The organism is Pedobacter sp. Bi126, from assembly GCF_918698245.1.
Lineage (GTDB): Bacteria > Bacteroidota > Bacteroidia > Sphingobacteriales > Sphingobacteriaceae > Pedobacter.
This window is the reverse complement of the sequence record NZ_CAKKMS010000001.1, coordinates 70942-96571: the sequence shown is the minus strand read 5'-3', so window position 1 is coordinate 96571 and position 25630 is coordinate 70942. Positions and strand designations below refer to the sequence as shown.

Genomic DNA, 25630 nt, shown 5'->3' with positions numbered 1-25630 from the left:
CAAAATAAAGATGAAATATACATCCTGTTCATTTCTTATTGCCGTTTTTACCTGCATTTTAGTATTTAACCATTACGCTGGCTACGCACAGATAGGAAAACGTTTTCCTTCAGAAAGAAAAGTTGTTAAAGATCCCGTTACGGGTGTTGTACTTACTTTTCTAACCAGTAGGCCGGCAGGAGATTCGAAGATTTATCAGACACATAACCAGTGGACTGCTGATGGACGATGGCTGATATTCCGATCTGGCAGGGTTAAGGGAGAAGCAATGGCGGTAAATGAGCAGACGGGAGATCTTGTTCAGGTTACCGAAGGTGGCTACACCGGAATGTTGAATGTGGCCAGAAAATCGATGAAACTATATTTTATGCGGAATATTGATTCGGGCAAACACATAGGAGGTGCAGTAAAAATTATAGAGTTAGATCTGGCTAAGGTATTTGCCGATAGTAAATCTGGTAAAATGAAACCTGTATCGGCTTATGAGCGTGTTTGTGGAATCACACCCGAAGAAATTGGTGCTGGTGGCGATATGGCGCTTGATGGCGACGAAGACTGGGCCTATTTCAGGGTGGGTAAAGAAGAAGCGGCTAAACATCTTGCAGCAGGAATTAAAATGGAACCAAACTTTGGGCCGCGGAAAATGGGCGCTGGCCCATCGGGTATAGCAGGGATGAATATTTATACCGGCGAAATCAAATATGTAATTTCCGTTCCTTTTCAGATAGGGCATATACAAACCAATCCCTGGCTTGCTGGCGAAATTGTTTTTTGCTGGGAAACCGGCGGGAAATCGCCACAGCGCACCTGGACCGTATTGGCTGATGGAACAGGGTTACGGCCACTATATCCAGAGGCCGATTATGAATGGGTTACCCACGAAGCCATAATTTCGCGTGATGAGGTAGCCATGGCCATAATGGGACATAGGCCTATACCTGGAACTGGTGCTGTATCTGTCCCACAAACTGAAGTGAACGGAGCCAATCCCGGACAAGAAAATGCCTGGGGACCATCAGGCACCCGCGAAAAACCTACCGGGCTGGCCATTGTAAATTTAAGAACAAGGGAAATGAGAATTGAAGGGCAAACGTCAACTGGTAGTGGGCTTTGGCATGTAAGCGGTTCTCCAGACGGAAAGTGGGCCGTTGGCGATGATTTTTCGAGAAGCATTTATCTGATTAATAGAAAAACACATGAAATGAAATTGCTCTCGGCAGGGCATAAGCAAACAGCTGCAGATCATCCGCATCCTACCATGAGCCCTGATGGTAAAAAAATCGAAATCCAGTCAGCAATGTTATCTGAAGACAACCGATCCATGAATATCTGTGTGATTGCTATCCCAGAAGGATGGATGAATATCAAATAACTTTAAACCAAACAACATTACATGCTGCTGCGAATTGCAGGATAGCCCTCTTATTTTGTATTATTTGTTGTACTGTTAATGTTTTTTTTGAACAGTAATGCTGTTGTTTAATTTTTTTTAAAGGCAATAAGACTTGCTTAAAACGATTTAGGTATGCTGAAGATCGATATTATCTTTTTATGATAATATTTTATAGTAAGAAGACAGGATAGTACAGGATGGGAATTTTGTTCTGCCTCTATATATTTAAGAAATAATTCACTAACCAAATAACTTTTTAACCAACTATTTAATTAACGAACGTTAATACGATTCTATGCAGTAAAAATCTACTCACCCTTTAAGTCAGTTTTTGCATTTTTTAATTTCTAATTGATTTAGATCCATAGCTTTTTATTGTCCAGTATTTTAATGGCCGTTTATCCAATGAAATTGCTATGAGTAAAATTTTACAAAAATTTTTAATCGTTAATTTGGCGGTTATATTCATTCTCAGCGCTTGCCGGAAAAAAGAATTTGATGAGTTCTATGGCCGTCCTGAAACATTAGCCGATCCGATTTATCAACAACTTCAGGCCAAAGGGAATTTTACCAGATTTTTAGATTGTATAGATAAATCGGGCTATAAAGAAACCTTAAGCAAAGCAGGTTCGTGGACGGTTTTTGCACCAACAGATGCAGCTTTTGCTACCTACATGACCGAAAACAACTTAACCGAGATAAATGCAACGCTGGCTTCGGCAATTGTACGTTATTCAATGACCTATGATGGAGAGAAAGTAGAACGTTTAAGCGATAATTTAACGGCAAAAGGTTTCGTTAAAAATGTTGGTTTTAGGCGACGTACCGTTTATTACGATTTTGTTTACGATGGCGTAGACAATGATGGTAAAGCGATAAAGGTAATTGCGGGTAACCGAAACGGAACTTATTTGCCAACCGATTTTAACAATAAAAACCTGCCCTATTTCCTTGCCCCCTTCGTCTCTTTTGCAGGCATTAGCGCTTTAGACTATAATTATTTTTATCCCAATACCGAGTATACCGGAAAAAATGTTGGCCCTGGGAAAATTATCGAACAAGATATAGTAGCTGAAAATGGCGTAATCCATATCGTAGATAAAGTGCTTACCCCGCCACAAAGTATTGATCAGTATATAGGTGCTAAAGCGCAATATGGTGCCTTCAAATCCCTTTTGGATAAATATGTAAGCTATAATGTGAACACTGATATTACCCACCGTTATCAGGTGTTAACGGGTAAAAGTGATAATGTTTTCGTTAAAAATTATAGCGTATTGCTTGGTTTTTCGCCTAATAACGAAAATTACCTGAAAGATGATGCCAACGATGCACAGATTGGCATGTATACCATTTTTGCACCAACTGATGACGCGGTTGAGGCCTATGCAAAAGTGCTGTTAAAATATTATGCAAAAAACAGGTTACAGCCGGGAAACTATAAAGCACAGCTGAACGAACTATTTTCTTTAAGATCCGATATCATCAGAGATTTTATCAATTCCCACTTATATAGAACTACGGTATGGCCAAGCAAGTTTAATACGGTTAACAGCTTTTTGGGGGAAGCCACTAAACTTACGCCTGCAAACGTTGTAGACAAGCAGTTTTTAAGTAATGGATTGTTTTATGGCGTAAACGCTGCCCAAAATGCCAATGTATTTTCAACCGTGTATGGGAAGGTAAATTTAGATCCTACCTATTACATCATGAAACAGGCACTTGATGTATTGGGTTATGCTATTCCGATTAAAACGGCCTCATTAAAATACATTGTTATTCCAATTCCCGATGCTACCCTGGTAAGTTTAGGGTTTTCATACGATCCCTTTTATCCTTCGTCGCCAATTAGGGGCGACCTCAATATCTTAAGACGACTCTTGCAAACGCATATTATCCCACTGGGCGACCGTGCCGTACCAAATTTTGCCACAACGGCTGGTATTTTAGAAACTTCGGGTGGTGAATACATTAAATATAACAACGGTTTTTTCTCTTCAGCTGGTACAGAAGATTTACCCGCAGTTGCCGATAAAAGCATTAAGATCGATTCGGTTGCCACAGCTGTTAATGGAGCTGATGCCTATGCTGCCAAAGTACTGATGTATACTATACTTCCGGTAAGCAAGCATATCGAAAAATATGGTACACTAACAACCGATCCTTATTATGCTTTCTTTCAATACCTTAAAAATAACGTTACGCTTTATACAGCTGCTACAGGCGCAATTCAAGGGGTTACCGATGGAAGCGCTTACACCGTTTTCATTCCAACAAATGCGGCTATACAAGCTGCCGTAACCGCAGGATTATTACCAAAACTAGCCAGCGGAGCGCCAAATTATGCGCCAACAGACGCCGGAGATATTAGCAAGGTGGCCAAATTTATCCAATACCATATTATTAAAAGTACAGTAGCAAGCGACGGACAGAAAACTGGTTCTTTTGAAAGTTTGCTTAAAAATGACTCGGGAGATGCAGCCAAGGTTACGGTATTTACCAATACCACTAATACACTCACACTAAGAGATGTAACCAATACTTCTGTGAATGTTTTGCTGGGTACAACCGATAAAAGCAACGTGTTATCTAACAGAACGGTGATTCACCAAATCAATTCTTATTTAAAATATCAATTCTAAACCGAGATGACTAAAAGATATAATTATAGTTTTTTTATTTTACTATGCTGTTTGTTGGTATCGTCCCTAACCTATGCACAACAAATTAACTATGTAAAGGGTAAGGTTATTGATAAAAAAGATAAGCAGCCCATTATTGGTGCATCTGTTGTAATTGTTGATAAAGACAAAAGGGTAATTAAAGGCGTTTCGACAGATATTGATGGAAACTATTCTTTACCTGTAGCAGATAAAACCTATAGGATCTCGGTTTCATATATTGGTTATAGGTCTTCAGCACCTGTTAATATCGATAAAGCAGTAATCAATTTCCAGTTGGAACCTTCTGAAAATCAGATGGATGAAGTTCAGATTGTTTCAAGAGCCAAAACGAACAACGGAAGTGGAATGACGATCGATAAACGCGATCAGACTTCGGCTACGGTTACCATTGATGCCAAAGAACTCGAAGACCTCCAATCGGCATCAATCGATCAGGCTTTGCAAGGCCGCATGGCAGGGGTCGACATTACCGCCAGTACTGGCGATCCGGGCGCGCCGATGCAGATCCGTATCCGCGGTACATCTTCCATTAATGGTGCTACCGATCCGTTAATTGTATTGGATGGTATGCCTTATGATATTACTATTCCTTCTGATTTTAACTTTGCCACCTCTGATGAGAACAATTATGGTCAGTTATTAAATATTGCCCCATCTGATATTAAAGAAATTAGTGTGCTAAAAGATGCTGCGGCTACAGCCGTTTGGGGATCGAGAGCAGCAAATGGTGTATTGATTATTACTACAAAAAGAGGTTCAATTGGTCCGCCAGCTATTTCATATAACTTTAAAGGTTCGTATTCTAAACAGCCAAGTCCGATCCCGATGTTGGATGGCAATCAGTATTCATCACTCGTTTTGGAAGAATATTATAATGCGGGCCGTCAGTTTTCCACTTCAGAATTTGCAAAGCAATTTCAATATGATCCGAACGATCCTTATAATTACTATAATTACAGCAACAATACCGATTGGCTGTCAGCCATAACGAGGGTAGGTTACCTTCAAGATCACAACCTGTCTATTTCTGGAGGTGGTGAAAAAGCCAGATACCGTGCTTCTGTGAATTATTTTAACCAAACAGGTACTACCATTGGCACCGATTTAAACCGTGTTTCGGCAAGGGTGAATTTAGATTATATGGTGTCGAACAAAATCAGGTTCAGTTCTGATATTTCGTACACACACATCGATCAGAATGGACTTTTTACACAGACGGTTAGAGATGTAGCTTATACCAAAATGCCTAACCAGAGCATTTACGAGTACGATGAATATGGGAATTTAACTTCAAATTATTTTAGCCCTGCGGCAACAGCTCAAGGCTTATTTATCTACAACTCCGATAAAAAGGAAAAGGTAAGCGGAACTTTTAATCCATTGGCTATGGCAGCTGCAGGCAGTAATCATCAATTGGGTGAACGGATTACACCTAAATTTAGTTTACAGTACGAGATTTTGCCAAGTGTATTGCGTTTAAATGGAAGTTTTATGGTAAATATTAACAATACCAAGGTAAAAACTTTCCTACCACAGATTGCAACAGGCCGCCCTTATACCGAATCGGTAGTCAATATGGCTTCAGATGCGGATGGCGATTCATTCACCATGAACACCAGTATGACATTGGCTTATACGCCTAAACTGAACGACAGACACGATATCATAGGTTTTTTACGCTTCGATAGTGAAGATAGCCGCAGAACCGGGCAGTACTTGTTTTCTACCAATACGGCATCATCGTATTTATCCGATCCTTCTGTTGATAGCCGTACCAATTACACAGGTTCTGCATCATCGTCTTTAGGACAAACCAGGTCAGTTGGCTTATTGGCTAACGTTCAATACAAATTTTTAGACCGTTATATCATTAATGGTAGCATCAGGGGTGACGGTAATTCCAGGTTCGGTGCCGCTAACCGATATGGTATTTTTCCTTCAGTTTCTGGCCGTTGGCGGATATCTGGCGAACCTTTTATGAAGAAGGCCAATAAATATGTAGATGATTTTAGTTTAAGGGCCAGTTACGGTAAAAGTGGTAATGTGCCGCGTAACGATTATTCTTATTTTAATATTTACCAAAATTATGGTTTTAGTTACCTGGATAATGCCGGGGTATATTCTACCAATATGGAATTAACCGATTTAAGATGGGAAACTGTTACACAGTCCAACCTCGGTATTACCTTAAACCTCTTTAAAAATTTAAACCTCGATTTCGATTTATACCGTAAACGTACAACAGATCTGTTTTATCCGGGTTTACAGGTAGCAAGTTATAACGGTTATGGAGGGGTTGATATGAACGTGGGCACTATGGATAATCAGGGCTGGGAAGTAAACCTGAATGCTACCGTGATCAAAAAGAAAAAGATAAGATTAGATCTTTCTTTCAATATCGCGCACAACGAAAACGTAATCCGTGAGGTTTCGCCGCTATACCCTCGAGAAAACAAAGGTAGGGTAACCAGCAACAATGTGTACAAAGTGTTTGTACAGGAAAATAATCCTTTCGGGTCGTTTTATGGCTTCAAATTTAAAGGTGTATATCCTGATAAAAACGCAACTGTTGCATTGGATGAGAGTGGAAACCAGATTGTTGGGCCGAACGGCGATAAAATTTATATGCGTTTTGCTTATCCATCTATCGATTATGTTTTCCAGCCGGGCGATGCCATGTATGAAGACATTAACCATGATGGGAACATCGATTATAAAGATATTGTGTACCTGGGTAATGGTAACCCGAAACTAACAGGGGGATTTGGATCTAACCTAACCATCAACGGAAACCTTCGTTTAGGTTTTAATTTCACTTTCCGTACCGGATACGATATTATTAACGGTACTAAGATTAACACCACCAATATGTACGGTTTTAATAATCAAAGTACAGCGGTATTGCGCCGGTGGAAAAAAGAGGGCGATGTTACTGATATGCCAAGAGCCATGTACGCTACAGGTTATAACTTTTTAGGCTCCGACCGCTATATTGAAGACGGATCATTTTTAAGATTGAGCTCGGTGGTGTTAAAGTACGATTTTGGCAAAACCTTTATGAAGAGATTGGGCATGAAGTCGCTTACCACCAATCTTACCGTTCAGAATATCTTAACATTTACTAAATATACTGGTCAGGACCCAGAGGTGCCGATTAAGTTAAACGGGTCTAACACAGTGATAGATAATTCTACCACGCCGCCAATTAAGACAATTACTTTCGGTTTAACTGCTAACTTTTAATTCAAAACTGATGAAAAATATTTTATATAGCACTTGTTTGGTAATGATGCTGGTGATGAGCAGCTCTTGCAACAAATGGCTCGATCTTAAACCTAGAGATGGAATTACCAGACAAGAGTTCTGGAAAACGAAAGAAGATGTTTTAGCAGCAGTTTCTGGTTGTTATACCTCATTACTAGCGCCTCCTCCGGGTATTGGTGATAAATCTTTATTGGAGTACATGTTTATGTACGGTGAGCTTAGGGCAGATATGATTGCAGGCGGGCCTAGTATTACAACAGAAGAAACGGATATTATTAATGTAAATATTACCCAGGATAATACAACAGCAAGATGGGCAGCCTTTTACCGTACCATTAACTATTGCAATACGGTGCTCGATTTTGCGCCTGGCGTTAAAGCTACAGATCCCACTTTTACCGATGCAGCATTGAACGGTTATGTGGCAGAAGCACTTACGCTAAGAAGCCTGATGTATTTTTACCTGTTGCGTACCTTTAGAGATGTACCCTTAAAATTAACTGCCACTGTAAAAGATACCGATTTACAGGATCTGCCCAAAACAAAACAGGCTGATATTTTAAAACAAATTGTTGCCGACTTAAAAAAAGCAGAGCAAGGAGCGGTTACCACTTATGGTAGCACAAGGTTTGATAAGGGTAGGGTGACCAAATTTACCGTAAATGCTTTGTTAGCCGATGTGTACCTATGGATGGAAGATTATCCGAACTGTATTACCGAGTGTAATAAAATCATCAGTTCGCAAAGATTTGCCCTGGTTGGTGCAGGTTCGGGCTGGTACAATAATGTGTTTTTTAAAGGTTCATCCATAGAAACCATATTTGAATTTGACCAGGCGATTGAAAACCCGTTTTATACTTTACTGGTAAATCCCAGACGACGTTTTATCGGTTCCCCGTTTTTGAGTACCGAAATCTTTATTCCAGATGACGTTGATCCGGATAATAACTATGATATCAGACCTGACTCTTATTATAATGCAGCCTTTACCATTCAAAAATATGGCACGGAAAATCCTTCTTACGTAAAATGGCAGGCATACCGTTATTCAGATATCATGATGATTAAAGCCGAAGCTTTGGCCTTAACCGGAGGCGGTGTAGAAGCTTTGGCGCTGGTTGATGAACTGAGATTAAGGCGTAATGCTGTAAATGCGACGAAAGTGACTGTAGACCCGTCAGAAACTGAAGCTTTATGCGATTATATTTTGGCTGAACGCGCCAGAGAATTTGCTTTTGAAGGCAAAAGATGGTTCGATCTTTTACGCCACGCCAAACGCAATAACTATAGTCGCATCGATATTTTGTTAGATCTTGCAGCCAAAACAGTATCACCTACGCTTCAACAATCGGCTATTACTAAATTTAGAGATCCCAATAGCCATTACTTGCCGATTTATCAAAGTGAGTTATTTACAGATCCTAATCTCGTACAAAATCCATTTTACACTAAATAGAATAAGTGATATGAAAGTGAAATTAGACATCCGCAACATTACCTATTTGGTTATACTCAGCGCATTTATAATCTTTGTGATTAATGCCTGTAAAAGAGAAAGTTTAACATTAAGTACTACTGATGATGTAAACATTACCGGATTTTTGGAGAAAAATCCAGAAAAATTTTCTCTGTTTACCCAAATCTTAGAAAGGTCGGGTACAAAAGGTTATTTAGCAGCATATGGTAAATACACCATGTTTACTCCTGATAATAATGCGGTTAACGATTGGTTGAAAAGTTTAAATAAAACAGCAGTCGACCAATTATCAGCCGCAGAACTTAAAGACGTTGTTCGTTTCCACGTTTTGCCAGATACCGTTGCTACAGGCAAATTCACCGACGGGAAGTTAACCCAGATCACCCTTTATGGTCAGTATTTGCAAACTGGTGTTACTTTCAAAGATGGTGTAAGTAGTTTTATCATTAACAAACAGGCGCTCATTACCCAGTCGAATGTTCGGGTTGGGAATGGTATTATCCATGTTATCGATCATGTTTTAATACCATCAACCAAAACATTGGCAGCAAGTATAGAAACGAATAACAGGTATAGTATTTTTACGCAAGCCTTAAAAGAAACCGGATTCTATGATTCGTTGAATTATGTGCAATCCGTTATTCCTGATACTACACGTCGTTTTCAAACTGTAATTCTCGAATCCGATTCGGCAATACAAGCTGCTGGTTTTAGTAATTATGCGGCCTTAAAAGCCAAACTTTCAAAAACAGGTAATCCGAAAAGCCATACTGATAGTTTGTGGATGTATGTAGCTTACCATATTTCAACAGGAGCAAGTTATACACCCGATATTGTTTCTTCGCCTTCATTGGCAACATTGGTGCCTAGTGAAATTGTAACCACCAAATTAGTGGGAACCAAAATTTTATTAAATGATGATGAGTTTAATGGTGTGATAGAACCCGGAGTAGAAGTAAACAGAACTTTTAGTAATGTTACTACTTCGAATGGGGTTTTACATGAATCGAAAGGTTTTTACAAAATTAAACCAAGGGTGCCTACGGGTGTTTTCTTCGATATAGGCGATCAGCCAGAATTAAAATTATTAGCAGCCTGGCGGGCCCCTGGACAAACTATTCAGCTTTTACAAAACGGAAAATTGATTACAGCAGGTATAAGGCTTGATGCTTACCGGTCAAACACAATTGGTCCTGTTTATGCTGTTTCCTCAACGCCAATTGGTGCATCTGATGGGAGGAGTTATGCCAACAGGGATGTAATTCAGTTTAACCCAACCACAAGTAATACCGCGCGTTCTATCTGGATGGAAATCAGGACCCCTATGCTGGTAAAAGGTAAATACAAAGTTTGGATCTGTCATACCTACAACGTCTCCGGACCGCTTACGCAGGTTGGGGTAGATGTGGGCACAACACAAGAGCAATTATTGCCGAATTTGGTCGATTTTGCCCAAACATTAGGTAGTTCTGGTGTGCCTACCGCCAATGCTGCCTTGCCTTCTGCAGATGGATTAATGTTAACCAACGGCTTTAAACGCTATATGGCTACCACTGCAGACGTTAATCAGGATGGTGTAAGAGGCATACAGCCCATATCAGTTAATAACCAATGGTCGGTTATGGTCGGGAAATTGGCTGGTGTAGTCGATATCAAAACGACTGATAGACACTGGGTTAGGTTTACTACACTACGTGGTAATGGATCCGGAATTATGAATATGGATATGATTCACTTTATTCCGATTGATGATGATCAGAACTATCCAAGATTTAGTCCGTCGGGCCTGATTTATAAACGCCCATAACTAATTGAGCTATAGAACTAATAATATAAATAATGACTAGAAAATATATAATATATGTTGCCCTGCTCAGTATCAGTGCAGTTTTATATTCCTGTAAAGATAACCTGGAACTGCATAACGAGCTTACCAATGTAGATAACAGTTTAGATCTTGCACAAAAGCTCGATGCCCAGGCTAACCTTAGTGTTTTTAACGGTTATGTTAAAACTACAGGTTATGATAAGGTGCTTGCAGGCGCGCAAAATTATACGGTTTGGGCACCAACCAATCAGGCTTTAGCCAGTTTAGATGCAGCAATTGTTTCGGATCCTGCAAAATTAAAAGATTTTGTGGCCAACCATATTGCATTATCTACTTTCCCGTTAAACAAAGAGGGCGATACCACAAGGTTGAAACTGCTTAATAATAAATTTGGTGTTTTTACCAGCACTAAATTTGAAGAAGGCATTGTTTCTGCTGCTGGCCAGTTCGTAAAAAATGGGGTATTGTATACCGTAGATCAGGCTGTTCCAACCAAACAGAATATTTGGGATTATATGCTCAACAGTACTGATGGTGCTTTGCAAAAAAACTATATTAATAATCTGTCGATTACCGTTATCGATACCGCAAATGCTACTGTTATTGGTTATAATGCATTGGGAAACCCAATTTTTGCCCCCAATCCACCCATGATATCCAGAAATACTTACTGGGTAAATGTAGCCGATCTGAGAGACGAAAGCCAGCAGTACACTTATTTTATACTACAGGATGCCGCTTTTACAGCCGAATCAGCAAAACTTTCAACCTATTATCCAAGTGTAAATCCGAATTTGAATGCTTCCTACTTCTTGGTAAAAGATTTAACCGTTAAAGGTGTTTACCCGATTGAAAAGTTGCCAGATACACTGATTTCTTTACAAGGCGTAAAAGTGCCAGTTAATAAGGCTAATATTATCCGTTCGTATAGGGCCAGTAACGGGATGGTGCATGTGGTAAATGCACTGCCCTTCCGTTTAAAAGATAAAATACCCGAATTTAAAATCGAAGGTGAAAAACCACAAGCCATTAGTGCTGCACGTACGCTTTTATACCGCACAAAACTCGATAATTTAGGGAAAACCTTTAACGATATCGAGGTTTATGATCATAAATATGCCGAATTTGGTGTGTTTTATACCAAAGCCAATTTACCTGTGGTAAAATATAAAGTTTACGCAAGGGCTATTTCTGGTTTGCCTGGCGACCCACAGGTGGCGGCATTTACACAGCGTTACTTCTTTTTTAACCCCGCCACAGTAAGTTATACTTTGTTTTATACCCATCTGGTAAATCCCTTAACCTATAACGAAACCTACTTAGGAGAATACACTCCAGCACAGTTTGGCAATTTTCAGGTGAGGTTAACCGCTGCAAACAGTACGAATGTAAATGTGAGTACGCTCATATTGGATTATCTACGCTTCGAACCAGTTTTACCTTAATTATGAATCTTGCTTTCAAAAAAAATACTATGTATAATTTTACAACGATAAAAAAAGTTTGGGGCATATTGCTTTGCTTACTGGTGTTTGGCTTAGCTGCCCAGGCACAGGAAGTAGATTCGATGAAAACCGAAACAGATACCACTACCGTAAAAGTAAAGGCCCGCGCAGTTAGGGGCGAAAAAATAAAGGGAGTTGTGCTCGATGGGAATACCAATAAGCCTTTAGTGGGCATTAATATCACGGTTACTGGTTTTAATGCCGCCATTACCGACGAAAAAGGAAGGTTTACTGTAGTCGTACCCGATTACAAGGCCAGCATTATTATTTCGGGCAATGGTTTCCAAACCAAGGTGCTCCCGGTTTATAAAGACAAGGAAATCAGAACCAAACTTTACCCGTTATCGTTTGCCTCGGTTTATAACGAGGTAGTTACGCCGATAGGTACGGTTTCTCAGGCACGCGCAATACCTGCCATCAGTAATGTGAGTTTGCAAGGTAACTGGGCCAGCAATTCTGAAAGTGTAATGAGTTACATTCAAGGCAGGGCAGCAGGGGTTAAAGTTACCAGACGCTCAGGAACGCCTGGTGTAGGTGCCGATGTGCTCATCAGAGGGTTTAACTCTTTGTATGCTACAAATCAGCCTTTATATGTGGTTGATGGAATGATTTTCGATGCCAATAATTACGGTACTTCGCTGATTAAGGGGCATGTTAACAACCCACTTCAATTTATCGATGTTCGGGATATTGAAAACATCAGTATTATTAAAGATGCGGCTTTGGCAGCTACTTATGGGGTGAAAGCTGCAAATGGAGTGGTGTTAATTACCACCAACCGTGCACACGATCTGGCTACCAATATCGATTTTTCTGGTTACGCAGGTTTCAATTTCAAGCCTAAAAACTTACCTGTAATGGGTGCTTCTGATTATAGGTTATATCTTTCCGATATTTTAAAAAGTCAGGGGTTAAGCAATAGTGCCATTGCCGCAAAACCTTATATGAACGACAGTCCAACCAATCCCGATTATTTTAAATACCACAATGAAACGAATTGGCAGAATGAAGTATTAAAAAGCAGTTTCGATCAGAACTATTTTTTAAAGGTAACCGGTGGCGATAATATTGCGAAGTATGCACTTTCCGCTGCTTATGCAAGGGATAGGGGCGTAATTGATAGCACTGATAATTTAAAATACAGTACGCGCTTTAATAGTGATTTAAACCTGACTAAAAAACTGCAGGGAAGCACCAGTTTATCTTTTACCTATACCGAACAGCGTTTAAAAGACCAGGGAGTTGCTCCTGTAACCAACCCACTGTTTCTAGCTTTGGTTAAATCGCCTTTTATGGCCAGAAATGAAATAAATTCGACTGGGGCAGTTTCACCAAATTTAGCGGATTACGATACTTTACAGGTAAGTAATCCAAGAGCTTTAATTGAGAAAGGACAAAATTTAAAAAAGGCTTATCGATTTTATGGAAACATCAATTTCGATTTTACTTTCAACAAAAACTTTAAAATATCTAACCTAAGTGGTGTAACTTACGATAAAACACAGGAAACGCTTTTTATTCCAAGAAAAGGGGTAACCAACGATACGCTTTCCAATTATGTAGGCGATAGCCGTTTGGGTACACAGGTAGGAAGGTTTTTTAATGTGTTTAACGATCTGCGTTTAACCTACGATCAATCTTTTGGCTCATATAGTAAATTACATGCAATTGTAGGTACACGTTATTCGCAGAGCGAAAGCGAACAGGACTATGCTTTGGGTTTTAATTCTGCAACAGATGAGTTGATCAGCATTGGGAATAGTAATGCCGCTTTTAGAACATTTGGCGGTGATATTGGGAAATGGCGTACGCTGAACAATTACTTGTCTGCCAATTATAGCTATGCCGATAAATACCTGGTTAATTTCTCAATGGCTGTTGATGGTTCTTCGCGCTTTGGTGCAAAGGCCGGTCAGGGTTTCTTAAACTTCGATGATGGTTTGAGGATTAATGGAAGCCGTTATGCCGTTTTACCCGCCCTTGGTGCTGCCTGGGTAATCTCTTCAGAGAAATTTATGCGCAATTTACACCGCGTTGACCTGCTGAAATTAAGAATGAGCTATGGTTTAGTTGGAAATGATGATGTTGGGAATTATACCGCCAGAAAATATTATACCTCTCAAAATGTATTGGGCATTAGGGGTATCGTAACCGGCAATTTTGCTAACCCCAATCTACAATGGGAAACCGTACACAAGTTTAATACTGGTATAGATGGCTCCTTTTTTAGTGAGCGTCTAAGCATCAGCTTAGATTATTGGAGAAACAGCACTAAAAATATGCTAAGCTATCAATTGCTGAGTGTTGTTACGGGTACTGCTTCTTTTATCAATAACAATGGTGGCATGCAGACAAATGGTTTAGATTTGTCCTTAAACGGTCGGATTCTAAATGAAAAATTAAAATGGGATGCGGGTTTAACCATCGGTACATCAACCAATAAAATTACCAGTTTACCCGATGGAAATTCAGTTATAACCAGTTATGCAGGTGGTGCTTACATCAGCCAGGTTGGGCAGTCGGCCAATCAGTTTTATGGTTATAAAACCAATGGTGTTTTTGCGACCAATGCAGAGGCCGCTGCCTCAGGTTTATCTAGCCGCAATAGTTTGGGAGCACTTGTACCATTTACAGGGGGGGATGTAAAGTTTACCGATAGCAATGGCGATAAGATTATTGACGATGCAGACCGCACCGTTATTGGTAATCCTAATCCGAATTTATTTGGAAGCTTTAACAATACCTTCACTTACAAAAACTGGAGTTTAGATGCTTTAATCACTTTTGTTAGCGGTAACGATGTTTACAATTATACCAGGGCACAGCTAGAATCTGGAAGTACTTATTACAACCAAACACCAAATATTGGCAACAGGTGGAAAGGTGATGGACAAGTTACGTCGGTACCAAAAGCTACTTATGGCGATCCGGTAGGGAATGCCCGTTTTTCTGACCGCTGGATAGAAGATGGCTCCTATTTACGTTTGCGAACCGTTAATGTAACCTATAATGTACCCTTAAAACTGAAAGCCATTAAGTACGCAAAAATTTATGCTACGGCTAATAACCTGTTTACTGTAACCAATTATTTAGGCTACGATCCGGAATTTAGTAATTCCGGAAGTTTATTTAGCCAGGGCGTAGATACCACCCTTGAGCCCCAGTTCAGGTCGTTTCAGCTAGGTGTTAGAGTTGGATTATAATTAAGAAAGATATACTCATGAAAATGAACATAAATAAAAAAATTGCATCCCTTTTGCTGTTGGGTATTTTATCGGCAGGTTCGTGGTCTTGCAAAAAAATGCTTGACGTACCAACCGAAGATAAATTGGATAGTGTAAATGCTTTTAAAACAGTGTCAGATGCAGATGCGGCGGTTATCGGTATTTACGGCCAATTTTTGGGCCTGGAAAAACTGTATATCCTGCAGAACGAACTGCGTGGAGATTTAATGGATGTTACCTCCAGATCAAGTACTGATCTGCAGGAGTTATCATCACATACCGAAACAAAAAACAATCAATATGTTGATCCAAGACCATATTATCAGGTGATTGTGAATTGTAACGATGTGCTCAAAAACTTTAAAATGATGGTCGATGATCGCCGGATGAGTGTTGATGATTACAACAAACGCTATTCAGATATTGCCACGTTGAGGAGCTGGATTTACCTGCATTTAGGTATTCAATATGGCAGCGTGCCTTATATCACTGATGCGATAGAAACGGTTGATGATTTAAAAAACCTGGCCAATTATCCGAAAACGCCGTTTGATCAGCTGTTGGATAAATTAATTGCTTTTAACGAAAGCCTGCCATATAAGGAAGCTTATGCTTATCCAACAGGCACATCATTATTGGTAACCATTGATGCTAATAGTACCCAAAAACTGTTTGCATCAAAAGCTTTCCTGTTGGGCGATCTTTACTTATGGAAAGGCAATTATATTAAAGCAGCCGAAAATTATGCCAAGCTGATGAACGCCGAAAATGGCAATGCGAATGATAACTTTAGGTTTAACTTTTACAAAATCAATAACTCCGGTGATGTGGCTTATGCCAATTTAGCCGTTCTGTTTAGCAGAAGCGGGCAAGATCCTACTAGTTTAATCAATAGTTTAGATGCTGGCTGGCGTGCTATTTTTGCCTTGCCAACCACTTCGAGCCCATGGAGCACCGAGTGGTTATGGGCCATGCCTTATAATACCGCCTTTAAACCTGTAAACCCAATGATTGATTTGTGTTCGCCGTTTAAAAGCTATCAAATAAAACCTTCGCAGGCTATAAAAGACTTGTGGAATAGCCAGGTTACCACTAGCGGTGTTCCTTTCGATCCGAGGAGCAAATTATCGTTCAATGCTTCGGCCATGGGCGAAGAAATTACCAAATTAACTGATAACGGTGGGAAATGGGGCATTTATCGTGCATCACTATTACACCTGCGTTTTTCGGAAGCTGCCAATAGAGATGGACAGACCAAGTTAGGCTGGGCATTGTTAAATACGGGGATCAGGAATACGTATTACGTAGGTACCATTACTGCCGGAGCACAGGCCCCGGTTTCGGTAGCGGAGTTAAACACCATGATTACCCCTTATCCACAAACCTCACCTTATTATTTCGATGCCAGAAAAAATAACGATGTTTCAGGTACCTGGTACCGTAATTGTGGAATTAGAGGTAGGGCAGTTGTAAATGCGATCGATGTAAGCTACCAGACGGATATGATTGGCTTAGAAGGCAAATTAATTGATGAGGCCGCATTGGAGCTTGCTTTTGAAGGTAACCGCTGGCCTGATTTGGTCCGTATTGCCCGCAGACAGAACAACCCGGCCTTTTTAGCAGATCGCATTTACCAAAAACTGTTAAAAGCAGGCAACCCTAATGCAAGCCTCGCCAGACAAAAATTAATGGATCCGGCCAACTGGTATTTGCCGTTTGATTGGAAATAGAAAAATATAATAGGAGGTTGCATCATAATGGCAATTTCACCTCAAATGCTGTCATGTTGTCCAAAGGACTCCTGTGGAGAGCTTGTCGAAACACCTCAAAAATTACTTAACAGGCCCTTCGACAGGCTATCCATTGACGGATCTCTTAAGAAAAGTCGTCATTGCGAGGAACGAAGATAACCGAACGAAACGAGCTCATGAATGCCTTTAAAAACAACTGCAAAAATGAATAATCTTAATGCGCACGCTAGTAGCGATCGTTGTAAGATTGCTTCGTCGGCTGAAAAAGCCTTCTCGCAATGACGATTTCTCGCAGCTAACAATAGGATAAAAACCTCTTGTCGTTTATATTGATTTTTATAAAATAAATTATCCCTCAGGATGACAAAACTATATTTTTGGATACAATCTCTTATTCCTTTTAAAAAGCTTCGAGGCCCAAAATCTGTGCCTTGTACGCTGCAGGAAGAATTAAGTTTCTTAACGGTTTGTTCACCTTCAGTTTCCTGCTTATTTTATATAAAGTAAGTATTGGTTTAATGGGTTTCCCTTCCCCCAGTTTAAGCAATTCATTCACTTTAAATGGAACGATGAGTGCTTGAATTTTTCGCATTAATAAATACCTCAGCGCACCCAGGTGTTTTTTGTACTGATCATAAAGATCATGAGAAAAACAGCTGTAAATTAAATTTTCCTGTAGCTGTTGTTCATGCATCATTTGCCAGGCCGCAAAACTACCAGGAAGTCCATTTATTTTCATGCGGCATCCAACTCGATGGAAAGTAGTAAATATTTCTTCTTTTTCTGTTAAAGTGAGTTTTCTTTCCAGTACCTCGAAAGCACGGATTGAATAGTCAATCAGCATAAATAATACATCTCTATAGGCCCAATCTGGAATTTTAGCGTTTCTTCCAGCTTCAACATGCTGATGGATCATGGTAATCTGATCTATCGCTGCGTTAGCTTCAGTTAAAGTGGAAAATACGATTTTTTGCGCATAGGCAACAGTAGAAAACAATCTCCCTAATGGATCTTTAGGCAGTTTGCCTGTAAAATATAGCCAATCAACAGCTTTATTCAGGCTAAATTCTGCTGCGGCACCGGCAAAAATAAAAAGCACAACATCAGTGTTGCCCCATATTTTCCTTACGATAGAATGTTTGCTTACAAAGTCCATAATCCATAATGCTCTTCTAATATTTCAATTTTTTTGATGTTGATGCGGCATAGTATCAGTGGGATAACGCCAATGATGCCAAAAGAACAATCTATCATTTGCCAAAATACTGGGATGTGGCGGATATTTCCGGCAATTAAGGCCAATGGAATAATCGAGATACAACAGATGATACCAAATTCGATTACCCATTTGTTTTTGATCGGATCTTTTAATGGGCCGATAAAAAGCACAGCCAACATAATATGTGCAAACGCCAGCCAATCGGTACCATAACTTAAAAATGAATAACGTAAGTTGGTCGCTTTAAGGGCCTGATAAACCGATTCAATCCAGTTTTGAAGGCTACTTGGTAAAATTGTACTATGTTTAGCCAGATAAGCCATTTCGGTTTCTAACGGAAAAGCAGTTAATCCGCTCATTGCCAATCCTACAATGATTGTGCAGACGTATATTTTGGAATGTAGCCTTAATTTTTTTTCTTCCGTATTCATTGCTTGCTGGCTAAATAATGGTGATTTGTAAGTAATTGTAATCCTGCTGATAATACAATAAAATCCAGGGGACGAAACTTTGTGCTAAAGTATTGCGGAGCAAGCAAGCCTGATGGGTTAAATTGATTCATATCTCTATGTTTTGTAAAGTGCTTTGTATTTCAAAGTAAAAGCTAAAAACTGAATATTCCAAAAAAATATGGAAGATTTTTGCGACTGGATATTTTCGGCTCTTGTTTTGGGCTTGGAAAATGGAGATCCGCCAGGCTTAAAAATGCGAAAAGGGCGATTATTTACCTTGGCTTTGCATCGAATTCTAGTATAATTTAAAAGCAAAAGCGCCAGCATCGCGCTGGCGCTCTTGTTATCATTAACTAAACTAAATCAACGCGCTGCTGTTAACAGTTGTTTCATTCGTTAAACAAATATCTGTTGCATTGACAATTAAAACGAAGGTGACTGATAAATACGGAAAATGTCCTGTAGAATAGGCTTTTTCGGAATTTAATTCTGTTAGTCGTTTTAATTATACTTTTTATCAAAATTTTGTTCTTTTTTTTTGTGCTCCCTTTAACGTTTTGACAGAGAGTATTGATATATTTGGGTATTCATTATAAACTGAGCCTAGAAAAGAAATAAATAGACTAACCACTATAATGGAATTATACACCCCAGACCAAACAGATAAAGATATTTTAACACTATTACAGAAGGATGCAAGGCTAACCTATAAGGAACTGGCCGCTATGTTGCATTTGTCAAAATCGCCCATTCAGGAACGGGTAAAACGCTTAGAACGTTTAGGGTTCATTTCTTCGGTAGTGGCATTGATTGATCCCAATAAATTCGAGAACTGTATGATATGTTATCTACAGGTTCAGCTTACCAATCATTCTGTTAATGCCTTCCGGTTATTTCAGCAGGAGGTAAGCAAACTCGATGAAGTATTGGAGTGTTACCATACTACCGGAGGCTTCGATTTTATGTTAAAAGTTGTAGCAAAAAATATGGTCGCTTACAACGATTTTCTAATCAATAAATTCGGCCGTTTGGATAATATAGGTACCCTTAATAGCTCGCTTGTAATTACGCAGGCTAAACGCGAAACCGCTTTACCCGTATAGCAAGATCATAAAGTTTATAAATCAAAAAAGCACCCCAATTTTAATCTGGAGTGCTTTTTTGGTTTATAGTAGCTTATATCGCTACATTGATCTGTACATTGATGTTACCACGGGTAGCTTTAGAGTACGGACAGGTTTGGTGAGCAGCTTCAACCACTGTTTTTGCTTCTTCGTAGGTAAGCCCGGGTAAAACCACATTTAACCTTGCCTGAAGATTAAAACCACTATCGGCCAAAGCCAGATCAACTTCTGCATCAATTGCAGCATCTGCTGGAAGTACGATTTTAAGTTGGGGAGCATTGTGTTTCATTGCACCAATAAAACATGCAGCCCAGCCAGCGGCAAATAATTGCTCAGGGTTGGTCCCTTTTCCTGTACTGCCAGGAGATGATAGTGCGGTGTTAAGCGCTCCATCGCTACTTTTTGCAAAGCCCTCACGGCCACCGCTCACATGAACTTTTCCAGTATAAAGCACTTTGTTGATTACTACATTTAACGTATTTGCTGATTCGATTACATTTTGATTTTCCATTTTTTTTAAATTTATTGTGATTGTTAAAATTATTAGAAGAATATTTAGTTTTTTTTACCCCATCATTGCTGCCTGGATAATGGCATCTGCAAATGCCTTAGGTGCTTCCTGAGGAAGATTATGGCCAATGCCTCCACTTAGAGTATAGTGCACATATTTGCCTTTAAACTTAGCTGCATAATGATCTGGGTTGCCATGCGGTGCACCATTTGCATCACCTTCGAGTGTAATGCTTGGAACCGTTATGGCTGGGAATGTGGCTAATATTTTTTCATATTTATCATATTTTACTTCCCCTTCGGCCAGCCCCAATCTCCACCTGTAGTTATGAATTACAATGGCAACATGATCTGGATTATCCAGTTCAACTCCCGACTTTTCGAAAACGGCATCAGTAAATTTCCATTCTGGAGAAGCGCTTTGCCAGATCAGTTTGGCAAAATCTTTTCGGTTAGCTTCATATCCTAAACGGCCACGTTCAGTTGCAAAGTAGAACTGATACCACCATGATAACTCAGCTTTTGGTAACAATGGTTTTTGGTTTAGCTCCTGGCTTCCAATGAGGTATCCGCTTACCGAAACCATTGCTTTACAACGTTCTGGCCACAAGGCAGCCATAATATTGGCCGTTCTTGCTCCCCAATCAAAGCCACCAATTACTGCTTTATCTATTCTTAAGGCATCCATCAAAGCAATAATATCTGCAGCAATAGCCGATTGTTGTCCATTTCTCGGTGTTTTTGCCGAAAGAAACTGGGTGCTCCCATGGCCACGAAGGTGCGGAACGATTACCCGATATCCTTCTGCAGAAAGTAGCGCAGCCACATCGGTATAACTGTGAATTGTATAAGGCCATCCATGTAACAGTATAACTGGTTCGCCATCTGCAGGTCCGCTCTCTACATAACCCATGTTTAACACGCCGGCATGAATCTGTTTTATCTTATCGAAGGATACATTGCGATTGATTTTATTATTGCTGGTTTTATTTCTTGTAATTTCTTTGGCGTTCAAAAGGTTTAACCCTCCAAGTTCTGCAACAGCCACGGTTAAAGCAGCTACACTTAAAAAGCGTCGGCGGCTATAATTATTTTGATTTTCCATAGTTCTAAAATTTGTTGACGATTAATATTTTGCTCCGTTAAGTATGTCAAAATTAATGCGGATGGAAAGGGGAGATTAGCCTTTTCGGGATGAAATAGACAAAATAGGTTTTGACTTATACATTGTTAGCCCTGAGTAAGACTATAATCTTTTATGCGTTTTGCCAATTACTTTAACGAAACACGGATACTACCGAAATAAAAACACAATTCTTGTGCTGATTTAAACCTGGCATTGTCTACTTAAGCGCCGAATCTGTCTGGTTCAGGCTTAAAATTGCTTAATTATAAGATTTACGTGGTTACTTTAGGGAAAAAAGAAGAGATACGTGTGGTGCAGCCATCATATTTAAAAAAATATTATTTTTGATTATCCCAACCCACCTAATTAGCCTGGCTAAAAACTGATATGACCAAAAACCCTTTAAAGATTTCGCCTGCCATTATCTGGGTAAGTTCCATTTTTCTTGGAGTTTTATCTTCTGTTCCGCAAATAGCAGAACATCATTTTAATGCAGCCGAAGCGGCAGTTAATGCTGGTATTACCTCGGTATTTGCTTTGTTGATGTGGTATTTGAATATTTACATGCTATCGCGAAAGAGCAGTAGGCCAAACAAACAGTGGATTTCCTACTCCAGGCTATTTAAAAGCCTTTTAATTGGTATTGCTGTTATGCTTTGCCTGGCATGGATTCAGCAATTGATCCTTTCGCACATTAATTTCGGCCCGGTGATGTTGATGGTTGAAGTAAGGGGAATATTGATCAATTTAATTTTTTATATGTTCCTTCATCTGTTGCAACAAAATTACGAAAATCAACAGGTGAATATGGAATTGGAGAAAATCAAAAGCGATAGTTTGGGCGCGCAGTACGAATTGCTGAAGCAGCAGGTTAATCCTCATTTTCTTTTTAATAGCCTCAATACACTAAAGGCTATGGTAGAAATCGGCGATGAAGAGGCTGTCGATTTTATCCTTAAGCTTTCTAATTTTTATCGATATACCCTCGAGAGCCGTAAATTAGACCTGATTCACGTTTCGGAAGAAATGGAAATACTCAATGCGTACCTGTTTTTACAACAGGCAAGGTTTGATGGTGGTTTTAGTTTTACTTCCACATTAAATGAAGAAATATTGCACACCTTAATTCCTCCCTTTACGCTGCAGCTGTTAATCGAAAACTGTATCAAGCATAATGTAGTTTCGCTGGATAAACCTTTGCGCATCAGCTTGTATGCCGAAAATGGACAAATTGTTTTGGAAAACCCTATCCGTTTAAAAACCGCCGATAACAACTCGTTGGGGGTTGGACTAAAAAATATCACGTTGCGCTACCAGCATCTTCTCGAAAAGCCAATCGAGATTATTAACGATGGCCAAATTTTTAAAATTAAACTCCCATTAATTCATGAACATCATCATCATTGAGGATGAGCTGAAAACAGCTAAATCACTCGAAAATATAATTTTGAGCCTAAGGCCCGACGTGAAAATAGTAGGGCAGTACCAGAGCATCGAAGGATCGGTAAAAGCGCTGTTAGAACAGCCACAGCCCGATTTGATATTTATGGATATTCAATTGGCAGATGGATTATGTTTTGAAATATTTAAACAGGTTAAAGTAAACAGTCCCATTGTGTTTTGCACGGCCTTCGATGAGTACTCCTTAGAAGCTTTTAAGCGTAATGGAATAGATTATGTGTTAAAACCATTTTCCAAAACAGATATTCAGGAGGCCTTTCAAAAGGTAGACGGCCTTCAGAATTTTTTTCAGCAAAAAGTAATTCCCGATTTAAGCAATTTATTGACAAAATTGAGCAGCCCCGCCGGGAAAGAGAGCTTTTTAGTGTTTAAAAACCAGAAATATACCACAGTTCAAACCGAGAATATTGCTTTCTTTTACATCAGAAATGATGCTTCAACCATTATGTGCTTCGATAAACAAGAGTTTACATTAAGTCAATCTCTTGATCAGATTACGACATTGGTCTCATCTAAACAGTTCTTCAGGGTTAACCGCCAATATTTAGTGAACTTTAAAGCCATTAAAGAAATAGAACATTATTTCTTAAGAAAATTGTTTGTTAAACTGGTGATTGAAACTCCGGATAAATTGCTGATTAATAAAGAAAAAACACCTGCTTTTCTTTCCTGGATGGAAGATAGGTAAAGAAAAATCAATATTTATCTGTTATTAGTAACAAGCTTGGCCAGAAACTGATCCGTTTCTGGCCTTTTTGCTTTAAGGTGTGCTCGTAGCTAATTTGTCTTATTTATCGGCTTCCTGTCTAACTCTTCCACCAATTTGTCCGGTTCAGCTATTTTTCACCTCATTTCAGGCATACTACCTGCTTATTTTTGATAAAAAAGAATAGAAATTATGAAAACACTAAAAAGAATAGCGATCGTAAATGCGGTCATTGTGGCGGTAATAGCACTTAGCGCATTTATTTGGGTAGGAACTGCACAAGAAAAAAAAGTGGAGCAGCCCGTTAATGGGAAAGGCTTTGCCGTTTTGGAATTATTTACGTCTGAAGGATGTTCGAGCTGTCCGCCAGCAGAAGAACTGTTGGCCAAAATAGAGAAAGAATCTAATGGGAAACCGGTATATGTACTTGGATATCATGTCGATTATTTTGATAATTTAGGTTGGAAAGATGTTTTTGGGAGTCCGGAAAATACAAAAAGGCAAAAAAAATATAGTGCTTGGTTAAACGCACAGGTTTATACCCCTCAATTGGTTATTAACGGCGCTCAGGAATTTATAGGATCTAATGAAAACGACGTGAGAAATGCCATTAATAAACAGCTTCTGAATAAAAAGTATACAGCCAGTTTAGCCTTCGATACGAAAAGGGATGGGGATGTACTGAAAATAAATTACGAAACCAAAGATACTCAGGCTAGCGACGATCTCCTTTTTGCACTGGTACAAAAGGGTGGCAACACCGATGTACAGCGTGGGGAGAATGCAGGACTTAAATTATTTCACGTCCAAATTGTAAGAAAAACCTTAACACTGTCTTTAAAGGATGCAAAATCTGGAACCGCAGTATTAAATATTCCTAAAAGCAGCAGTACTGAAAAATGGGAAGTAATCGGAATGGTTCAGCATAAAACAACAGGCGCAATTTCAGCAGTAAATGCATCAACAACTTTTTAATCATAATATCATCATGGAAAATCATCAAAATATCACAACCAACAGTTTATTAGTTGGATTGGCAACCTTAATGTCGACACTTTTTCTGGTTAGCCCTCCATTTGAAAAAAATCCACAGCAATGTGAAATGGTGCAAAGCATCGGGAAGAAAAAACACAAAGGACTGGAGAATGAGCCAGTTGTATAACATAAATCTGGTTGCAAATTCATAAGCAATGTTTATTAGTTAGGAGGTCGCCATATATTTGGCGACTTTTTTATTTAAAAACAATTTGCACTGTGCTTTAGCATCAAACAAAGAGATTAGCAACGCATTCAAAGCCTTGGATATTTAGCTGTTGTATAGATTACAGACGCTGTATCAGGTAAAATTCTCACCAATAAAAAAGGCGCTACTAGCGCCCTTTATGTTAAAACTGATTTAATTAGAACTATTCGAACCTTAAATAGCAGTTAAATTAGAATAGTGGGTAGGATAAAGTTTTTGGAACATCAGGTAGGTTATTGTAACGATACCAAAGGCTATAATGGCATCAATAGTGGCTAGCGGACCGATCACAATTAGTTTTGAGCAGAATGCAAAAATGATATCAAAGAATATCCCTGCAAATACCCATTCTTTTAACCTTAACGATCTGTTGGGGATCAGTAGAACCACAATTCCGGCTAATTTAGCAACACCAAGTACATAAATAAAGTACGCTGGATAGCCCAGTTGTAATGTAATGTCCCAAACAATAGGGTTTTTTGTGAGTTCACAAACTCCGCTGGTACCAAACCATAACGAAGTTAGTGAGGCGCCGATCCAATAAATGGTTTTTGTTGTTTTAAGTGTCATAATATTTTTTTTAAGTTGCCCAAAAATGTTGCATAAAAATTCCAAAAACCAGTTGAATGGATCTGAACCAGACAAATTAAATCCTGAGTTAGA

Annotated in this window: 18 protein-coding genes; 13 read left to right on the top strand and 5 right to left on the bottom strand. The window is 39.2% G+C overall.

Going from position 1 to position 25630, the window contains the following annotated elements:
- Nucleotides 1-10: 10 nt before the first annotated feature.
- From LQ201_RS00305 to LQ201_RS00270, 8 genes are all read left to right on the top strand, one after another.
- Nucleotides 11-1372 (top strand): hypothetical protein, encoded by a 1362-nt coding sequence (locus LQ201_RS00305; RefSeq protein WP_230144238.1) that lies wholly within the window; start codon nucleotides 11-13, stop codon nucleotides 1370-1372.
- Between the two features lie 437 nt (nucleotides 1373-1809).
- Nucleotides 1810-4035 carry a fasciclin domain-containing protein gene (locus tag LQ201_RS00300; protein ID WP_230144239.1) on the top strand — a complete coding sequence of 742 codons (2226 nt, stop codon included), beginning with the start codon at nucleotides 1810-1812 and terminating at the stop codon, nucleotides 4033-4035.
- A 6-nt stretch (nucleotides 4036-4041) separates the two neighbouring features.
- A complete protein-coding gene (locus LQ201_RS00295; RefSeq protein ID WP_230144240.1) occupies nucleotides 4042-7320 on the top strand; it encodes a SusC/RagA family TonB-linked outer membrane protein in 3279 nt (1092 codons plus the stop codon).
- Nucleotides 7321-7330: 10 nt separating this feature from the next.
- Entirely contained in the window at nucleotides 7331-8797 is a 1467-nt protein-coding gene (locus tag LQ201_RS00290) for a RagB/SusD family nutrient uptake outer membrane protein (RefSeq protein ID WP_230144241.1), read from the top strand.
- A gap of 10 nt (nucleotides 8798-8807) precedes the next feature.
- Nucleotides 8808-10625, top strand: coding sequence for a fasciclin domain-containing protein (locus LQ201_RS00285; RefSeq protein WP_230144242.1), 1818 nt, complete (start codon nucleotides 8808-8810; stop codon nucleotides 10623-10625).
- 32 nt (nucleotides 10626-10657) lie between these two features.
- A complete protein-coding gene (locus LQ201_RS00280) occupies nucleotides 10658-12091 on the top strand; it encodes a fasciclin domain-containing protein (protein ID WP_230144243.1) in 1434 nt (477 codons plus the stop codon).
- A gap of 29 nt (nucleotides 12092-12120) precedes the next feature.
- On the top strand, nucleotides 12121-15354 hold the full coding sequence (locus LQ201_RS00275) for a SusC/RagA family TonB-linked outer membrane protein (protein ID WP_230144244.1): 3234 nt from the start codon (nucleotides 12121-12123) through the stop codon (nucleotides 15352-15354).
- A gap of 23 nt (nucleotides 15355-15377) precedes the next feature.
- Complete coding sequence (locus tag LQ201_RS00270) at nucleotides 15378-17105, top strand: RagB/SusD family nutrient uptake outer membrane protein (RefSeq protein ID WP_230146581.1); 1728 nt, start codon at nucleotides 15378-15380, stop codon at nucleotides 17103-17105.
- A 421-nt stretch (nucleotides 17106-17526) separates the two neighbouring features.
- Here the strand turns inward: LQ201_RS00270 and LQ201_RS00265 are convergent, their stop codons facing one another.
- Together LQ201_RS00265 and LQ201_RS00260 are read right to left on the bottom strand one after the other, a co-directional pair.
- On the bottom strand, nucleotides 17527-18282 hold the full coding sequence (locus LQ201_RS00265) for an oxygenase MpaB family protein (RefSeq protein ID WP_230144246.1): 756 nt from the start codon (nucleotides 18280-18282) through the stop codon (nucleotides 17527-17529).
- Nucleotides 18270-18776 (bottom strand): hypothetical protein, encoded by a 507-nt coding sequence (locus LQ201_RS00260; protein ID WP_230146580.1) that lies wholly within the window; start codon nucleotides 18774-18776, stop codon nucleotides 18270-18272. Before LQ201_RS00260 ends, LQ201_RS00265 begins: the two co-directional genes overlap by 13 nt.
- A gap of 656 nt (nucleotides 18777-19432) precedes the next feature.
- Between LQ201_RS00260 and LQ201_RS00255 the strand changes: the two genes are divergently transcribed.
- Nucleotides 19433-19900, top strand: a complete 468-nt coding sequence (locus LQ201_RS00255) for an Lrp/AsnC family transcriptional regulator (protein ID WP_230144248.1) — start codon at nucleotides 19433-19435, stop codon at nucleotides 19898-19900.
- A 73-nt stretch (nucleotides 19901-19973) separates the two neighbouring features.
- Here the strand turns inward: LQ201_RS00255 and LQ201_RS00250 are convergent, their stop codons facing one another.
- Nucleotides 19974-20432 (bottom strand): organic hydroperoxide resistance protein, encoded by a 459-nt coding sequence (locus LQ201_RS00250; protein ID WP_230144249.1) that lies wholly within the window; start codon nucleotides 20430-20432, stop codon nucleotides 19974-19976.
- Between the two features lie 54 nt (nucleotides 20433-20486).
- The gene (locus LQ201_RS00245; protein ID WP_230144250.1) at nucleotides 20487-21536 is read right to left on the bottom strand and encodes an alpha/beta fold hydrolase; all 1050 of its coding nucleotides are present in this window, start codon (nucleotides 21534-21536) and stop codon (nucleotides 20487-20489) included.
- Between the two features lie 408 nt (nucleotides 21537-21944).
- Between LQ201_RS00245 and LQ201_RS00240 the strand changes: the two genes are divergently transcribed.
- From LQ201_RS00240 to LQ201_RS00225, 4 genes are all read left to right on the top strand, one after another.
- Nucleotides 21945-22964 (top strand): sensor histidine kinase, encoded by a 1020-nt coding sequence (locus tag LQ201_RS00240; RefSeq protein WP_230144251.1) that lies wholly within the window; start codon nucleotides 21945-21947, stop codon nucleotides 22962-22964.
- The gene (locus LQ201_RS00235; protein ID WP_230144252.1) at nucleotides 22945-23706 is read left to right on the top strand and encodes a LytTR family DNA-binding domain-containing protein; all 762 of its coding nucleotides are present in this window, start codon (nucleotides 22945-22947) and stop codon (nucleotides 23704-23706) included. The genes LQ201_RS00240 and LQ201_RS00235 overlap by 20 nt, the downstream gene beginning before the upstream one ends.
- A gap of 210 nt (nucleotides 23707-23916) precedes the next feature.
- Nucleotides 23917-24699: a thioredoxin family protein gene (locus LQ201_RS00230; RefSeq protein ID WP_230144253.1), complete on the top strand. Its 783-nt coding sequence runs from the start codon at nucleotides 23917-23919 to the stop codon at nucleotides 24697-24699.
- Between the two features lie 13 nt (nucleotides 24700-24712).
- Nucleotides 24713-24886, top strand: coding sequence for a hypothetical protein (locus LQ201_RS00225; RefSeq protein ID WP_230144254.1), 174 nt, complete (start codon nucleotides 24713-24715; stop codon nucleotides 24884-24886).
- Nucleotides 24887-25141: 255 nt separating this feature from the next.
- Here the strand turns inward: LQ201_RS00225 and LQ201_RS00220 are convergent, their stop codons facing one another.
- Complete coding sequence (locus LQ201_RS00220) at nucleotides 25142-25537, bottom strand: DoxX family protein (protein ID WP_230144255.1); 396 nt, start codon at nucleotides 25535-25537, stop codon at nucleotides 25142-25144.
- Nucleotides 25538-25630: the final 93 nt, after the last annotated feature.

What these genes read in the sequence shown, in the direction of transcription:
- LQ201_RS00230 (WP_230144253.1), top strand. Translation starts at nt 23,917, where the DNA reads ATGAAAACACTAAAAAGAATAGCGATCGTAAATGCGGTCATTGTGGCG.
- LQ201_RS00220 (WP_230144255.1), bottom strand. Translation starts at nt 25,537, where the DNA reads ATGACACTTAAAACAACAAAAACCATTTATTGGATCGGCGCCTCACTA.
- LQ201_RS00300 (WP_230144239.1), top strand. Translation starts at nt 1,810, where the DNA reads ATGAGTAAAATTTTACAAAAATTTTTAATCGTTAATTTGGCGGTTATA.
- LQ201_RS00280 (WP_230144243.1), top strand. Translation starts at nt 10,658, where the DNA reads ATGACTAGAAAATATATAATATATGTTGCCCTGCTCAGTATCAGTGCA.
- LQ201_RS00265 (WP_230144246.1), bottom strand. Translation starts at nt 18,282, where the DNA reads ATGGACTTTGTAAGCAAACATTCTATCGTAAGGAAAATATGGGGCAAC.
- LQ201_RS00255 (WP_230144248.1), top strand. Translation starts at nt 19,433, where the DNA reads ATGGAATTATACACCCCAGACCAAACAGATAAAGATATTTTAACACTA.
- LQ201_RS00235 (WP_230144252.1), top strand. Translation starts at nt 22,945, where the DNA reads ATGAACATCATCATCATTGAGGATGAGCTGAAAACAGCTAAATCACTC.
- LQ201_RS00285 (WP_230144242.1), top strand. Translation starts at nt 8,808, where the DNA reads ATGAAAGTGAAATTAGACATCCGCAACATTACCTATTTGGTTATACTC.
- LQ201_RS00240 (WP_230144251.1), top strand. Translation starts at nt 21,945, where the DNA reads ATGACCAAAAACCCTTTAAAGATTTCGCCTGCCATTATCTGGGTAAGT.
- LQ201_RS00290 (WP_230144241.1), top strand. Translation starts at nt 7,331, where the DNA reads ATGAAAAATATTTTATATAGCACTTGTTTGGTAATGATGCTGGTGATG.
- LQ201_RS00245 (WP_230144250.1), bottom strand. Translation starts at nt 21,536, where the DNA reads ATGGAAAATCAAAATAATTATAGCCGCCGACGCTTTTTAAGTGTAGCT.
- LQ201_RS00270 (WP_230146581.1), top strand. Translation starts at nt 15,378, where the DNA reads ATGAACATAAATAAAAAAATTGCATCCCTTTTGCTGTTGGGTATTTTA.
- LQ201_RS00305 (WP_230144238.1), top strand. Translation starts at nt 11, where the DNA reads ATGAAATATACATCCTGTTCATTTCTTATTGCCGTTTTTACCTGCATT.
- LQ201_RS00260 (WP_230146580.1), bottom strand. Translation starts at nt 18,776, where the DNA reads ATGAATACGGAAGAAAAAAAATTAAGGCTACATTCCAAAATATACGTC.
- LQ201_RS00295 (WP_230144240.1), top strand. Translation starts at nt 4,042, where the DNA reads ATGACTAAAAGATATAATTATAGTTTTTTTATTTTACTATGCTGTTTG.
- LQ201_RS00250 (WP_230144249.1), bottom strand. Translation starts at nt 20,432, where the DNA reads ATGGAAAATCAAAATGTAATCGAATCAGCAAATACGTTAAATGTAGTA.
- LQ201_RS00225 (WP_230144254.1), top strand. Translation starts at nt 24,713, where the DNA reads ATGGAAAATCATCAAAATATCACAACCAACAGTTTATTAGTTGGATTG.
- LQ201_RS00275 (WP_230144244.1), top strand. Translation starts at nt 12,121, where the DNA reads ATGTATAATTTTACAACGATAAAAAAAGTTTGGGGCATATTGCTTTGC.